The sequence below is a fragment of the Borreliella kurtenbachii genome (genome assembly GCF_030437945.2).
Classification (GTDB): Bacteria; Spirochaetota; Spirochaetia; order Borreliales; family Borreliaceae; genus Borreliella; species Borreliella carolinensis.
On sequence record NZ_CP124058.1, the window covers coordinates 309,197 to 325,011 of the forward strand.

Sequence of the window (15,815 nt, forward strand, 5' to 3'; positions counted from 1 at the left end):
CTACTAGAAAAATCCAATCAATTATTACTTAAGTTTTTTGAAACATTTGAAATAAGGCCAGAGAGCGCCATAGTAACAATAATAGAAGATCCTCCAGACGAAAAAAACGGTAAATTTATCCCGGTGGGAGGCAAAAGACCAATTGCAATTAAAATATTCATTATGCTTTGAAGAAAAATTGCAAGACTTGAAATAAATGCAATAAAAAATTTAAACTTACTATTAGAATGAATAGCTATAAAATAACCAAAGTAAAAAAACAAAAAAAATAAGCTTATGGCAAACAAAACACCTAAAAATCCCAATTCTTCTCCAAGAACTGAAAAAATAAAATCCGAATTGGCCTCTGGCAATTTTCCAAGTTTTACCTCTCCCATTCCCAGTCCCTTACCTAAAATTCCTCCACTTTTTAAAGCATTAAGAGATGCTATTATCTGGTAACCTTTTCCAGAAGGATCGTCGTAAGGATTAAGAAAGGCAAAAATTCTAGAAACCCTATAAGGCTCAAGCATCAAAAATATAGCAGAAACTGGCAAAAAAGTAATCACAATAGCAAAAACATAACTAAATGCCATATTAGAAACAAACAAAACAATAAAAAAAAGAATGGCAAAATAAATAGCTGTTGAATAATCGTTTTGCAAAATTATTAACACCCAGAAAATTGCAAAAATCAACATTGGCTTTATCCAGTATGAAATACCACTGTTTTTTCTTGGATCAAACTTACTCAAATAAGCCGAAAGATAAATAGTAAAAGAAATTTTAAAAATCTCAGAAGGTTGAATACTAACACCTTGAAAGAATATCCATCTCTTTGCTCCAGAAATACTTGGAGACAAAAAAGTTGCCATAATTAAAAAAAGAGTTATAATCAATACAGGAAATATTGATTTTTTCAAAAAATTTAAAGAAATTCTCTCAAAAACAAGAAAAGCTATAAAACTTAAAAAAAGATAATTAAGTCTTGTAAAAAATAAAAAATTTGGATTACCTGTCAATTCTAAGCTTAAGAAAAAGGAAGAAGTATAAAAAACTACAAGGCCATAGGCTACTAACAGTAGCAAAACAAGTAAATAGCATGTTCTAAGTGAATTTATCTCTACAATCATAATAAATTATCTGATTTTTATCGTGCTTAAAGCAATTATAGCAAATATTAACCCTATTATCCAAAACCTAATAACAACTTGCATTTCAGACCATCCAAGTTCTTCAAAATGATGGTGAAGTGGGGCCATTTTAAATACTCTTTTTTTAGTCTTTTTGTAAACAAGGACTTGAATAATTACAGACATGGTTTCAATAATAAAAACACCCGCAAGAATTGAAAAAAGTATTTCACTTTTTAAAATCAAAGCTGCCATTCCAAGAATGGCACCCAGAGCCAAACTACCCGTATCTCCCATCATAATTTTAGCAGGATAGGCATTAAACCATAAAAATCCAAAACTACCCCCAAGCAATGCCCCAAGAAATATTACAAGCTCTTCAGAACCTTTAATATTTGGAATATGCAAATAAGCTGCAAAATCAGCTCTGCTTGTAAGATAAGCAACTATTATTAGAGCTCCTGTTATAACTATGCTCAACCCAATTGCAAGACCATCAAGCCCATCTGTTAAATTAAAAGAATTAGAAGCAGAAATTAAAATAAACATGCCAAAAGGAATGTAAAATACCCCTAAATCTATTTGAAAAGACTTAATAAAAGGAAAGTAGATTATACTAACATGCTCACCACCAAAATAATATAGAATGCAAACAGAAAAAAAAGAAAATATTATTTGCCCATAAATCTTAAATCGAGCTTTAAGTCCATCTGAGGTTTTCTTTTTAATTTTCAAAAAATCATCTATAAAGCCTAAAAAAGCAAACCCAAGCATAACAAAAACCATAATCAAAAAATAAACATTTAAAATATTGCTCCAAAATGCTAAAGAGATAAAAACACAAAAAAAAATAAGAATGCCCCCCATGGTAGGAATTCCTGCTTTTTCACTCAAATGTCTTTTAGGTCCATCTTCTCTTAAAATCTGATCGGCTCTTAATTTTTTTAACCTTAAAATAATATAAGGGCCCACAATCAAAGAAAGTAAAAATGCAAAAATTGTAGCATAAGCCATTCTAAAGGTAATATATTTGAGTAAACGCAAACCTAAAAGGTAAAACATAAAAACCCCATTATCATCTAAATATAATTTAAAATTCTCTCAAGCCTATTAAACCTTGACCCCTTAATGACAATAAAAACTGAAGGTTCCAAGCTTTTTAAAAAAAATTCAATAAATTTATCAAACTCGCTAAAGTAATATAAACACTTTTCAACTAAATTCTCAGAATCCCTAACGTCCAAAAATTCTTCACCTATTAGAAAAATTCTATCAAAATTCATTGAAATAGCCTCTTGAATTAAATCTTTGTGCGTTTTGTATGCAAATTCTCCAAGCTCTTTAAAAGATCCAAGAACTATAAATTTTTTGTTTTGGATATTAAGATCCAAAATCATATTTTTTAAGGCCATAAAAGAACCCATATTACCATTATAAGAATCATTTAAAATCAAATATCCATTTTTTGTCAAAATTTCTGCCCTACCCTTTTGAAAAGCAGTTTCAATAAGACCCTCTCTTATTTCTTTTTCTTTCATTCCTAAAAATAAAGCTAAATTAATGCATCCTATTGCATTAAAAATATTATGCCGACCTAGCAATAAAATAGAGTATTCAAACCCTTTGTAAACAAAATCAAAAGAAAATTTTCCTTCTAAAAAAGAAAATGATTTAATACTAAGATTTTCAAAATCAAAATAAACGATTTTAACATTTGGATTTGCGTTTTTTGCTCTGTTTTCAAGATAAACACAATAATCATTCATTTCATTTGCAACAAAGATTTCAATGTTTTTGCCAATTATTTTACTCTTTTCAAAAGCAATAGCTTGCAACTCCTTGAAGGCTTGCATATGTGCATAGCTTATATTCGTAATAATAACAATTTCTGGTTTTAAAATTTGAGATAAAAGATCCATTTCTCCAACATAACTAACTCCAACTTCAAAAACAGCATATTCTTCATTGCCTTCTACCCTTAAAATACTAAGAGGAAGCCCAATGTCGGAATTTAAATTACCCCAAGTTTTGTAAGTTTTATATTTTTTTGAAAGTATGCTATAAAGCATCTCTTTGGTTGTAGTTTTACCATTGCTACCTGTAATAGCAATTCTTTTAAAACTTGTTTTTTCAATTAAACACGATGCTAAAGTTTGAAGAAGTTTTATTACATTACTTGTAAGCAAAAAAACTAACCCTTCATTGTCATTTAAATATTTAACACACTCGGATTCATGATCTCTTGAACATACAAAACATTTAACACCCAAATCAATTAAATATTTAACAAAAGAAAATCCATCTACTTTATTTCCCTTATATGCAAAATAAAGACTGCCACTGATATTATCATCCTTTATTTCGCGACTATCTAAGGAGTAAAAAGACACTACTCTTTCAATATTTTTTATATTCCCCACAAATTTCACATCTTTAGAAGAGATTAAAATATCCTTAATCTTTATACGCATTCAAACCTCATTCTAAAATCTTTTACTCAACAAAAATATTTATATCTTCATTAGCTTTTTTTTCCAAATCTAATTCTCCAAAACAAAAACTCTCTATTCTATCAATATTTTCAAGTTCATATATTATTGTCAGCAATCTTAAATTATCATCAATAATATTTTCCTGTTCATTGTCTAAGTGGTTAAATTCTCTAAGCTTTACAACATATCTGAAATTTAAGTAAATATTAAAACATAATATAACTGTTAATATCAAAATTAAAATACAATAAATCTCAAATTCAATCTTACTTATGCTATTCATAATTTTTTTACAACTCTAAGTTTTGCGCTCCTTGAGGGTTTGTTTTTTTTAATCTCATCAAAACTTGGGATGATAGGCTTTTTTGAAATCTTAGCATACAAATCGCAGTTCAAACTTCTAAAAAAATCTTTTACAATACGATCCTCTATTGAATGAAACGTAATAATAGCTAAAATTCCATCTTTGGCTAAATTTTCTACCCAAAAAGGCAAACTCCTTTTAAGCCTAGCAAGCTCATCATTTACATAAATTCTTAACGCTTGAAAAGTTTTTGTAGCTGGATTTATTTTAACTTTTGAAAAAGGATAAACTTTGCTTATTATGGATTGTAGCTCTTTTGTGGTTTGTATTTTTTTAATTTTTCTATATTCTACAATAGCTTTAGAAATTCTTCTAGAATAATGTTCATTGCTTAAATTATAAATCAAAGCTTCAAGGTCATATTTACTAAAAGTGTTTACAATCTCGGCTGCACTAATTTTGCAAGAAGAAGAACAAAGTCTCATATCCAAAGGTTCATCTTCAAGAAAAGAAAATCCTTTTTTACTGCCCTTGTAATGAAACATAGAAATACCAAGATCAACTAAAATAAAATTGGCTTTAACATTTAAAGGATAATTGACAAAAAAATTATCAAACCAATCATTAAAATATGTAATTCTCTCTTTAAAAACAAGAAGAAACTGCTTTGCTCTTTCTAAAATTTGAGGATCTCTTTCAATTCCAACCAAACTTAAAAAGTCATATTTCTCAAGAATTGCTTTTGCATGAACACCTTCTCCAAGAGTAGAATCAATGTATATTAAATCACCTTTTACGGGCAAATCTTCTATAAGCTTACAAATTGCATCAAGAAGTACTGGAAAATGAAAAGCATTATTATTCATTTAATTTAAACCTATAAATTATTTTTTTTTCATTTCCATAAACATCACCATATTTTATTTTAAGCTCATTTTTGCCCTTAATAAAATTAAGATCATTTATCTTAAGGCATCCCCCATCTTTTTTAATATTTAAAATATCTAATCCATAATTTTTCTCTTGAGCTAAAGTATGTGTATTATTAATCAAAAAAATATTTTGAAAATCTGAACGAAGAATGTTTTTATTATTCAAAATAGCTTCAAAATAATAAATTCCTTTAAGAGAATTTTCAAAAGATTCTGCTTTTTGAGTATGAAAATATAACAAAAGACTATATTGGCCAGAATCGACATTTAAATTTATGTTTTTTGATAATTCCAATCTTTCATCATCACCCTTTCCCTTTAAAAAAACCCCGCCTAAAGTATAAACTGTCTCAGCAACTACATTGTTCCAATTTTTGATAACAAACAAAGGATTGATAATCTTTTTAGCACCAGAATCATTAACTACTAAATCAATAACGCTCTTTTCATCTTTTAAAAAAATCTTTCCAAGCTTATAAAAAAACCCCCCAAAAACCTCTAAATTCAAATTTAAATCATTATCAAAAATGATTAAAATACTACCATCCCTATTTAAACTATTTTTTGAATATAAAATTTTATAATTATTGGAAAAAACAGATACGGCCTTTTCCAAGGGCCTTAACCTTACTCCAATATTTAATTTATTATTATCTAGCACACCAAAATCTTTAACTAAAGCAAACTTTTCATCATTTCTAAATTCCAAAAATGGATATAAATCCAAAATATTAAAGAAAAATATAAAAATGGTTAAAATCACTGCGCCAATCCCAAGTATTTTAAATCATTATTACTATTAAAATACAAAAGTCCCTTTCCAAATTCAACAAAAGAGCTTATTTCATCTTTAATAAAAATATTATCAAACAATTTAAAAGAATTTGCAGAATAAGTTTTTATATTAATAATTTTTTCACTCTCAGAATAAAAATACACTCTATACACATTTTGAAAATAATCATAGGACGCTCTTAAAATAGAATTTTTATTTTCAACTTTAAATATTCTACCACTTTTAATATTTATCACCACAAGTGAATTTTTGCCTTCAATAAATAAATTATGATAATCATCTATTTTTATAAAAGTCTCAAAACTATTAATAGTTAAATTGTTTAATTCTAAAATTTTTTTATAATTATTCTCTAAATCAATTATTTCTAAAAAATACTCAGAATTACCTTTTAGTGAAACCAAATATTTATTATCAGAGCTTAATTTAACAAAACATGTTGAAAATTTTCTCTCTAAAAAATTTTCCATATAAATTATTTTACCTTGTTTGTATATATGAATCTCGCCATTAGAAAGCCCCAAAACCAAAACTTCATTATTGTAGTCCACGCTTAAAATTGAAGATAAAAAATTGAGCATTAGTATATTATTCCCACTAGAATCATAAACCTCTAAAGTTTTATGTAAATTGTTTAAAGTAAAAATTAAATTATTTATTGCAAAAACAAAATCCTTTAACTTGAGTGTAAATAAAAATTTATTGTTTTTAACAGAAAAAACAGAATAATCCTCGCCAGAATTAAAAAGCACATAATAATAGTCTGAGTAGCTTATTAAGTTATCACTTAAAAGAGAATAACAAGATTCCTTGAAATTAAGACTTAAAACCTTATTTGATACAAAAACATTCTTGCTTAAATTTATATTTCTACAATCAGATTTATTTTCAAAATTCTTAAAATCATAAAAATTAGATACATTCATAGTAGCTCTTACAAAAAAATCAATCAAAATTATAAATAATAAAAACAAACTTAAGATCAAAAAAAATTTTAATTTTTTGATCTTAATAGTGCCCTCTTCTACATTAAAACTCAATATAACTACTTTTCCCCCACCTTAATTTATCTATTTTACTTTAACTAAATCTGAACTAAACTTTGAAGACCAAACTCCATGAAACCTTGAAAATTTTTCAGCAGCTTCTTTTTGAGAGGCTATAGTAGCCAACGCTCTTCCAGCTTCAAGATACGCAAGAGAATGTAGTCCAAATTCATGAGATCCACTAATCTCATATTTGCCCCTTAAAATAAAAGCTCCTTCTTCTAAAAGCTCCAACACTTTAACAAGGTGTTCAAATTGAAATTTATAATAAGGACTCTCAAGTTTTAAATTCTTAGAAAAATCTCTAAAATCAATAATATTTTTAGAAAAAACAATAAATTTGAGATACATATCCTCAAGAAAAACAAGAGTTTTAGAATCTTTTTTGCTAAAAATTTTAGCCAAATCAATTAAATAGCCCAGTTTTTTAACAATTAAAAACCTCTCTTCGGGATTTAAATTAAGAGCCTGGGGCATTTCAATTAACTCCCTTGGAGTAATGCTAAGAGCAGGACTAATAACTAAACTAAAATCAGAAATCAATCCAGACAAAATTTTTTTTATAGAATAATTTACTTTCAATCTAGGCCTAGTATAAAAATAATTTAAAGAAGAAATATAACTTAAAACATTTAAATTGAAATCAACAAGATTAAATGAAAGTTTAGCATTTGATGTAAATTCGCCAGCCTCTTTTATAGCTGCTATATCATTTAAAGTCCTTAAAATAAGATTATTAATATATACTATTTTTTTATAATTTTCATTATCAATTAAATCCATAAACACCTGCCTAAACTCATACAAAGGTGATTTATCAGTTATTCAATATATTGATTTTAGCAAAAAACATATTAAATATTTTAACAAGTTATAAATTTATAAAAAACACCCTTGAAACATTCACTCTGCGAATAAACAAAACATTAAAATGCTTATAATAAATTATGTAAAATTTTAACTAATTTTTAAAATTACCAAGTCTTAAAACATGCAAAACCCTCTAGCCTTATTAAAGATTAGATTAAATCAAACATTCAAATATAACCAAGAAAAATTTTCATTAAAAAGAACACTGCTTTAAAAGCATTGAACTTACAATAATTTGTTTTTCAATCTCTTAACAAAAGTATCCGTACAAAATGAAACAAAATTCAAGCTTCGAGAAGAAATTTTAAATTCAAAAACAACATCAACTCCGAAAGAACCAAAATTAATTCCATCCAAAAAAATTGATGCTGATGCTATAAAATATTCCTTTGAAAAAGAAATAGAAAGTTTACTTAATTTAGAAAACACAAAAGAACGATTATAAACAGAATGAGGAGAAATAGGTGTAAGTAAAAATCCCTCAAGATCTGCTTCTAAGATAGGGCCCCCTGCTGAGAAAGAATATCCTGTTGAGCCTGTTGGAGTAGACACAATTATCCCATCACTTTTATATGATAAAAAACTCTCAGAATTAACCATAAGATCTACATAAATCATTTTATTAAGAACGCTCGATCGAATAATAATATCGTTTAAAGCATATTTAGAAATTAAATCTTTACCCTGCTGATAAATTATCACATGGAGTAAAAATTTTTTATTAATAACCAAAGAATTGTTAAAAAATCTATCTATGACTTTTTTAAAATCCTCAATCTTAATATCTGCTAAAAACCCCACCTTGCCCATATTAATTGAAATAATTGGAATATCAATATTTTCATTTTCAAGAAGCAAATTAACAGCCAAAAGAACTGTACCATCCCCCCCTAAAGTTATCAAAAAAAGAAAATTTTCTTTTGGAAAAGAAAATAAAGGCACACCAACATCTATTAACACTGCCTCAACAAAATGCCTGGTTTCTAAATAAACTTTAATATCATTGCCTAAAATACTAGCTCCCGACTTTAAAGTATTAATGCAAATAAGAACTTTATTCTTCATGCTGATCTTTATAAGGAATATTGTCAAATTCGCATTTATCAAAAATTTTTGCAATATCAATTAATACTAAATACTCGCTCTCAAGATTATCAGCCTCCTCAAGCTTTACAACCCCAGATATATATTTTCTATCTAAAGTTTGTAAAGTAGCAGGAGGTTCTTGAACCCTAGATTCATCAAAGCTAATAACTTTAAGAACTCTATCAACAAAAATGCCTAAAAGTTTATTTTTAATCTTAACTATTAAGTATCCTGTTAAAAGCATATCTTCTTCGGTTTTTGAAATAGAAGGAACCCCAAATTTAATATTTAAATTAACTAAAGGAATAATATTGCCTCTAAGATTATAAATACCTATAATATATTCAGGAACATTTGGTATAGCATAAACCCCTTCTGATGGAACTTTAATAATTTCTCTAATGTGCTCTATTGACACCCCATAGCTTTCTTTTCCTATTTTAAAACCTGCAACTTGAAGCTGTGAATTTGTGCCTTTAAAACTTTCTTTTCTAAACATATTTTATACCTTTAAATTTGTTTATAACAATTTGATTAACTTGCTACTTGCCAAAACTTTTACCTAAAAAATAAATTTCAAAAGAATTTTTCCTTACAGCCTTGGGTCTAATTTTTTTTACAAATTTAAAATATTTCTCAAACTTTTTAAAAATTTGCATCTCATCTCCTCCCTGAAAAACTTTAACAAGTAAATTTCCTTTTTTAAGTAAAACTTCAAGCGATAAATCTATTATTCTCATGCTTAAGTTAAAAGAATTGCTGGTATCTACAAGTCTATTTCCAGTAGTCTTTGGAGCCACATCGCTAATTACAAGACTATAAGGTCTAAACGTATTAATTTTAAAAAATGTATCATCCGAAAAGATATCTCCCTTTATAAAATAAAAATTATCAACATATCTAAGACCAATATCATTTATATCAACAGACACTAGAACTCCTCTTTTAAGCTTTTTATAAGCATATTGAGAAAAGCTGCCGGGTGACGCTCCAATATCTAAAACATTGCCAGAAGAAAATAAAGAAAATTTTTCATTAATTTCTATCAACTTATATACAGACCTTGCCAAATATCCTTCTCTTTTGGCTTTTTTAGAATATTCATCATCCAATCGATACAAATCAATCCCTTTAATACACTTTATTATACTTTTTCATTATAATTCTTATTATGCAAAATAAACTATTTTTAAAAAATATTGAAAAAAATATTAATAAAATCTTTTCAACAACTAATTTTTTAAATTTATTCAAAGATAACGATTTAAAATTTACTTTTAAAATAGAAAAGAATACCCTTGATTATATTAAAGCACCAGCAATTGAAATTATTAATAGGGGCGGGAAACGAATAAGGCCAATGATAATGATTCTTTTGGCATATGCATTGGGTTTAAAAGAAAAAAATGCTAAATTAATATATAAATTAAGTTTACTGCTTGAACTTCCTCATTCTGGAAGCTTGATTATTGATGACATCGAAGACAATTCGCTAAAAAGACGAGGCACAACAGCAATACATTTAATCTATGGAATAGATAACAGCATAAATGCTGGCAATTTAATTTATTTTTTGCCTGCAAAATTAATAGAAAGATCAAATTTAAAAGAAAATCAAAAATTACTAATTTATGAAAATTTCTTTACAACTCTTTCAAATCTCCACCTGGGACAAGGAATTGATATTAAATTTCACAATGAATCATACATCCCAAGCATTAAAGAATACATTTCTTTAGTAGAATTAAAAACAGCTTCACTTTTTGGAATGGCTAGCTTTCTAGCTGCAATACTTACAAACAATGAAGACAAAGCTAAAAAAATTTACAGTACATTTTTAAAGCTTGGCGTTTATTTCCAAATAATAGACGATATTAAAAACATTAAAAATAAAATTAATGGCAAAGAATTCGGAGATGATTTGCTTGAAGGAAAAAAAAGCTTGCCAATAATTTATTTTTTACAAGAAAAAAAATTTGAACCAAAAATTATTTCAAAATTTAATCAAATAAAAAATACCAAAACTACTAAAGCAAGAAAAGAAATATTTAAACTAACGGAAATGATAAATTCATCAAAATCAATAAAAAACTCAACTATTGTTGCCTTAAAATATTTAAACGAGTTTAAAAACGAACTCAATTTATACCCGCTAAAAAATAGATATAAAAATCTACTAATAGATACTATTGAACAAATAAAAGAAGGAATATAATGAGAAAAACAATCATAATGACACTTTTTTATGGCCTAATAACAAATATTTATCCTGCTAAAATAACATCAACATTAAAACTTAATGAACAAGAAAGCAAATATGTAATAGAAAAACTTTATCAAAAATCAATGTTACTAAAAAATTTAAAAAAATATAACAAAGCAATAGCAAGTCTAAAAAAAATAATTAACATGGATCAAAATCAAGTTGATGCTCATCTTTTGCTTTCAGAATTAGAATATTTAAATAAAAACTGGAAAAAAGCAATTATTAAATCTGAAGATTACTTAAAAATAATAGACTTTAAAGATAAAAAGAACTTTTTAGATATCTCTTGGGCATACTTTTTAATAGGAGAAGTTGAAAATTCAATGGACTACATAATTAAATTTTTCCAAAGCGGTAAAGAATTGTTTAGAGAAAATATATTTATAGCAATTGATGCCCTTTTTAAAAAAAGTATTTACCATTTTATAAACAATGAAAATGCAGCATTTAATACAATATTATCCTCAACGTTTCAATTAGCGCTAAACGACGACACATTGTTTATAATTTTTTTAAATAATTTAGAAATAATAAAACAAATACCCTTCTATTATTTTAATAGAAAAAAATTAGAAGAATTATATCTACAAATCAACACTCTAAAAACAATTCAAAACACAACGTGCAGAACTTAAACTAAGGTCTATCTTTTCTCTTAATCAACGAAACCAATATATTTATTATTATTGCTACATAAAATTGAAAAGAAAGAGAAAAATAAGAATTTATATACTCTTGGGTGCGAAAAAATTGATATTCAAAAAAAACTATCAAAAAAGAAATTGGAAAAATTAATAAAGGATTTGAAAATGCAATATAAAGAATGCAAATAGCAAGCCAGCCATTGTTTAATCCTAAATTATAAGAGTAAGCATTAAGGCTTACCGCAATAAATGAGCCGGCAAGACTTGCCGTGAAAATTGATACAAAAATTGCAAAAGATTTAAAGAGGTTGCTTATTTTCTCACCCAAAATGTCTTCATAATTACCCGAAGAAATAAATTCAAAAACTGCTCTAATTCTTGAATAACTTATAACATAAACAGTAATAAATAGAAAAATGAAAAAAATAGCAATAAAAACAAAAATCTCAAAATTGCCAGATAAATTTAAAGTAAAACCAGGAATAAAATTAAAATTACTCTTCATCAAATAATCAACAAAAAAATAACAAAAAATATTAATGCCTATTCCTGCTATAAAAATATCATAATTTTTCTTTACTATAAAAGATAAAAAAAATCCAAACAAAAAGCTAATAAAAAGAGTGAAAATGGTTGACATAAAAATGCCATATCCCAAATAGATGAAAAAAGACGTTAAAAATATTGAAAGATATGAAATGCCCTCAATAGATACATTTAAAAGCCCTATTTTTTCTGTATAAAGAACTCCAAGTGCTAAATACGAAAATACAAGAGCCTGCTCAAAAATGCCAAACATCTACTTTTTCCTAACTTTAATCAAAAACAAAGATAAAAAAATTGCAATAGATTGACAAAGGCCAATAAATTCATACTTAAAGTCATAATTTATATTAAGAAAATTATTAAATTCGATTAATATTGAAAACAATAGGCTAAAAAATAATACATAAATATAATTAAATCCTGAAATTACAGCAACAATTAGACTACTCCAACCAAGTCCTGAAGTTAGCCCTAAGACCAAATACGGTTTAAAAAACACCACAAACATAGAACCTGCTAGACCATTTAAAAAAGCACTGCCAAATACAGCGAAAAATTTATATTTAAATTCATTTATATTAAAAAAAATATCTATCTTTTTTTTATTGCTTAATATTTCAAGCTGAAGCCCATAAATGGTTTTTTTGTGCATAAAAACATAGAAAAGCCAAACTGATACACCAAACAAAACCAAGTAAATAAGTGATGAATCTAAAGCAAATAAACTATTAATCCTTTTTGTCTGATTCGATAAACTACCCGTTTTTAACATATTCAAAATAAATCCATCTACCAATCTTTGATTTCCATAAGATATTAAAAGGCCTGTTAGAGCTCTATTTAATCCGAAAAAAAAAGTAATAAAAAAGGGAATAAGCCCTAAAAGTCCTACAAAAAAAGAACTTAAAAATATCCAAAATATAAAATTAAAATGGCTTAATCCAAAAAAACTTGAAAATATATAAACAAAAAATGCCCCAAAATAAACCTGGCCTTCATTGCCAAGATTTAATGAATTACTCTTGGCACAAGTGGCAATGCCTGTAGCCATGATTAAAAATAAAATAAAGCGCCAAGATATCATCTTGATATAAGAAAATTGAAAAAAATCACCAAAAAAATAACTAATACTTAATATCGAAAAAGAAAAAATTAATGCCATAAAGCTATTTCTAAACAGAGTCATAAAAATAGCAATTCCTTTAATTTTTCTTTACTAATTTTTTCTCTAGATACGTTTAACAAAACTTCTCCCATTTTCATTGCTAAAATGTTATCAGAGAGCAAAAATAATTCATCTAAATTTGAAGTAATCAAAAGAACTGGCTTTTCTTTTGAATAATTACGAATAGCAACAGACATTTCATTATAAGCTTTGTGATCTAAATTGCTCAAAGGAGAAAAACAAATTAAAAAACTTTTTGCAATATACATCTCTCTATAAAGAGCAAATTTTTTCAAAGTTCCTCCAGAAAATGCCAAAGATTTGGAATAAAGAATTTTATATATTTTTTCTTCACTATAAAATTCCATTTTTTTTTTAAAAAAATCTTTAATCTGATTAATGTAAGATTGCCTGATAAAAATTTTATTTTCAAAATTCATAAATTTAGCCAAAAAATTATCTAATATGCTGCTATTATCGGGGAATAAATTGCCAATACCTAAAGGTAAAAATCCCGCTTTACACTCAAAAATATTTATTCGCTCATATCTAATGCCATCAATTTTTATACACCCAACAAAAACAAGCTCCCCTAAAAATAATTTTTCCCAAGTTTTAATTACAGCTTCTTCGCCAATTATTCCTAAAACACCCCTTTTATTTAAAGAAAAACTAACATCATATTTCCAAAAATCTTCGAAAAACAGATTGAACTTAATAGGATCTTTTTCAAATTTATTAAAATTAATATTTACAAAAAACATTTTATCACTAGAGGATTCAAGCTTACTTAAAATAGATTCCTTGTTTATTGTTCTAAAGCACTTTCCATCTTTTAAAACAATAAACTCATCGCTAAATTTTACAGCATCTGTAATTTCACTATGGGTAATAAAAAGAGATGCAATTCCTGATTTCTTAAGCAATACAAGCAATTTTATAAAAGCTTGCGCTTCTTTTTGAGAAAAATAAGCGGCACTCTCATCAAAAATAATTATTTTTGCATTCTCTTTAAGAGAGGCAATAATAAGCAGAAAATAAATCTCTTTAATATTTAAATCTTTAATTTTTTTATCTAAATCAAAAGAAATTTTATAAAATTGCATAAGCCATCTATAATATTTATAGGTCTTAGATTTATTCATTGGCATGAAAAATGCATAACCAAACCAATATATACTCAAATATTCCCATACTCTTAAATTCATTTTCAAATTAGGAACTTGAGAAACAAGATAAATGCCGTTATTTTGAGCTTTATCTACATTCCAAGTTTTTTGCTTAATGCCATTTACCAATATTTCGCCACTGTCAAATTCAATAAGTCCGGCAATAATCTTGGCTAGAGTACTCTTTCCTTCTCCATTTTTACCAACTACTGTAAAAATTTTAACTTCCCCAATTTTTAAATTAATACTGTCTAAAATAGGCTTATCAATATCTGGGAAATACTTAACTATGTTTTTAAACTCTACCATTAATTTTGTTCCAAATTAATTTTTATACCCTTTTCACTAACCTCTTCTATTTTTTTTAAAAGATCTTCTTTTAACTTTTGACTGGTTTTCTCTAAATAAAAAACATTCGAAATATTAAATAAAACTCCTTTATGCTTTATGCCAAAAATATCAGAACTTCCATAGTTAATCTCTGACTTAAGAGCCTTATCTAAAATATATGAAACATAATATTTTTGATTTGTAATTCCTGAACCAATAATATTTTCTTTATTGTCTAAATAATTCTCACTATCAAAAAGAACAGCAGATACATCATTCTCTCTAACAGAAGAAAGCACCCCTTCAACAGCAGGCCCTACAATAGGAAGTATTACCAAAGCCCCCGAATCTTTAATTAAAGAGTCTGATAGCAATTTAGCTAAATTGCTATCATGCCAATTGCCCAAAACTCGATAATAAACCTCAGATCTCATACCAGTATCAAGAATGCCTTTTTTGAAATAACGATAAATATAATCACTCATGATAGGATAATTTTGACCTGCAATCAAAGCAGCATTCCCAAAGCCAGATTTAATAAATTCCTTTAAAAAAAGACCCACATAATACCCTAGAATATACGCCTCTTCTGCAACATTATAAGAAACCGAATAAACTTGCTTGTTGGTATTTTTTACCAAAGAGTCAAAAATGAGAAACTTGGTATGAGGATAATTACTTGAAACACTATCAACAATGTCTTGCATAGCATTATTTGTAGTTATTAAAAAATCATATTTTTTTGAGGTTAATAGTTTTTCAAGCATTTCTATCCAATCGCTTTGATTAAATCCAGCTTCTAAAACTTTAATTTCAAGATTTACATGCTTTTTTTTAAATTCAAACAAAGAATCATACATTTCTTTATAAGATGGAGATCCTGAAATAACACCAGGAATAAATAAAGCAATATTAGTTTTATTAGAAATGTCAACCTTTTGCTTCTTAAAAAAAATTAAATAAACAAATAAATATAAATGAAATATCGTAAATAAAATCCAAAACCCTTTAAAAAACACGTTTTTACTCATACAAATAAAACATCCTTTTATTAATT

The 15,815-nt window shown here is 26.5% G+C and carries 17 protein-coding genes; 2 read left to right on the top strand and 15 right to left on the bottom strand.

Features of this window, described 5'->3' with window-relative positions:
• Window positions 1-17: 17 nt before the first annotated feature.
• From ftsW to QIA22_RS02110, 11 genes are all read right to left on the bottom strand, one after another.
• Entirely contained in the window at window positions 18-1,112 is a 1,095-nt protein-coding gene (gene ftsW, locus QIA22_RS02060) for a putative lipid II flippase FtsW (RefSeq protein ID WP_301611505.1), read from the bottom strand.
• A gap of 6 nt (window positions 1,113-1,118) precedes the next feature.
• A complete protein-coding gene (mraY, locus tag QIA22_RS02065; RefSeq protein ID WP_301611506.1) occupies window positions 1,119-2,174 on the bottom strand; it encodes a phospho-N-acetylmuramoyl-pentapeptide-transferase in 1,056 nt (351 codons plus the stop codon).
• A 17-nt stretch (window positions 2,175-2,191) separates the two neighbouring features.
• Complete coding sequence (locus QIA22_RS02070) at window positions 2,192-3,583, bottom strand: UDP-N-acetylmuramoyl-tripeptide--D-alanyl-D-alanine ligase (protein WP_301611507.1); 1,392 nt, start codon at window positions 3,581-3,583, stop codon at window positions 2,192-2,194.
• A gap of 22 nt (window positions 3,584-3,605) precedes the next feature.
• Window positions 3,606-3,887, bottom strand: a complete 282-nt coding sequence (locus QIA22_RS02075) for a hypothetical protein (RefSeq protein WP_301611508.1) — start codon at window positions 3,885-3,887, stop codon at window positions 3,606-3,608.
• The gene (gene rsmH, locus QIA22_RS02080; protein WP_301611509.1) at window positions 3,884-4,774 is read right to left on the bottom strand and encodes a 16S rRNA (cytosine(1402)-N(4))-methyltransferase RsmH; all 891 of its coding nucleotides are present in this window, start codon (window positions 4,772-4,774) and stop codon (window positions 3,884-3,886) included. The genes QIA22_RS02075 and rsmH overlap by 4 nt, the downstream gene beginning before the upstream one ends.
• Window positions 4,767-5,603: a hypothetical protein gene (locus QIA22_RS02085; RefSeq protein WP_301611510.1), complete on the bottom strand. Its 837-nt coding sequence runs from the start codon at window positions 5,601-5,603 to the stop codon at window positions 4,767-4,769. Before QIA22_RS02085 ends, rsmH begins: the two co-directional genes overlap by 8 nt.
• Window positions 5,600-6,676, bottom strand: coding sequence for a hypothetical protein (locus QIA22_RS02090; RefSeq protein ID WP_301611511.1), 1,077 nt, complete (start codon window positions 6,674-6,676; stop codon window positions 5,600-5,602). Before QIA22_RS02090 ends, QIA22_RS02085 begins: the two co-directional genes overlap by 4 nt.
• 30 nt (window positions 6,677-6,706) lie before the next feature.
• Window positions 6,707-7,465, bottom strand: coding sequence for a hypothetical protein (locus QIA22_RS02095; protein ID WP_301611512.1), 759 nt, complete (start codon window positions 7,463-7,465; stop codon window positions 6,707-6,709).
• A gap of 312 nt (window positions 7,466-7,777) precedes the next feature.
• Window positions 7,778-8,617: an NAD(+)/NADH kinase gene (locus QIA22_RS02100; protein ID WP_301611513.1), complete on the bottom strand. Its 840-nt coding sequence runs from the start codon at window positions 8,615-8,617 to the stop codon at window positions 7,778-7,780.
• Window positions 8,607-9,137, bottom strand: a complete 531-nt coding sequence (locus QIA22_RS02105) for a chemotaxis protein CheW (protein WP_301611514.1) — start codon at window positions 9,135-9,137, stop codon at window positions 8,607-8,609. The genes QIA22_RS02100 and QIA22_RS02105 overlap by 11 nt, the downstream gene beginning before the upstream one ends.
• A 43-nt stretch (window positions 9,138-9,180) precedes the next feature.
• On the bottom strand, window positions 9,181-9,759 hold the full coding sequence (locus QIA22_RS02110; RefSeq protein WP_301611515.1) for an SAM-dependent methyltransferase: 579 nt from the start codon (window positions 9,757-9,759) through the stop codon (window positions 9,181-9,183).
• A gap of 50 nt (window positions 9,760-9,809) precedes the next feature.
• On the opposite strand from QIA22_RS02110, the gene QIA22_RS02115 reads away from it, so the two are divergent.
• Window positions 9,810-10,853, top strand: a complete 1,044-nt coding sequence (locus QIA22_RS02115) for a polyprenyl synthetase family protein (protein WP_301611516.1) — start codon at window positions 9,810-9,812, stop codon at window positions 10,851-10,853.
• Window positions 10,853-11,539: a tetratricopeptide repeat protein gene (locus QIA22_RS02120; protein ID WP_301611517.1), complete on the top strand. Its 687-nt coding sequence runs from the start codon at window positions 10,853-10,855 to the stop codon at window positions 11,537-11,539. The genes QIA22_RS02115 and QIA22_RS02120 overlap by 1 nt, the downstream gene beginning before the upstream one ends.
• Before the next feature lies 1 nt (window position 11,540).
• Here QIA22_RS02120 and QIA22_RS02125 read toward each other — a convergent pair whose 3' ends face one another.
• Genes QIA22_RS02125 through QIA22_RS02140 form a run of 4 tightly spaced genes read right to left on the bottom strand, consistent with a single transcriptional unit; the run spans window position 11,541 to window position 15,789 of the window.
• Entirely contained in the window at window positions 11,541-12,347 is an 807-nt protein-coding gene (locus tag QIA22_RS02125; protein ID WP_301611518.1) for an ABC transporter permease, read from the bottom strand.
• Window positions 12,348-13,280 (bottom strand): ABC transporter permease, encoded by a 933-nt coding sequence (locus QIA22_RS02130; protein WP_301611519.1) that lies wholly within the window; start codon window positions 13,278-13,280, stop codon window positions 12,348-12,350.
• The gene (locus tag QIA22_RS02135) at window positions 13,277-14,737 is read right to left on the bottom strand and encodes an ATP-binding cassette domain-containing protein (protein WP_301611520.1); all 1,461 of its coding nucleotides are present in this window, start codon (window positions 14,735-14,737) and stop codon (window positions 13,277-13,279) included. Before QIA22_RS02135 ends, QIA22_RS02130 begins: the two co-directional genes overlap by 4 nt.
• Entirely contained in the window at window positions 14,737-15,789 is a 1,053-nt protein-coding gene (locus QIA22_RS02140) for a BMP family ABC transporter substrate-binding protein (RefSeq protein WP_301611521.1), read from the bottom strand. Before QIA22_RS02140 ends, QIA22_RS02135 begins: the two co-directional genes overlap by 1 nt.
• Window positions 15,790-15,815 lie beyond the last annotated feature (26 nt).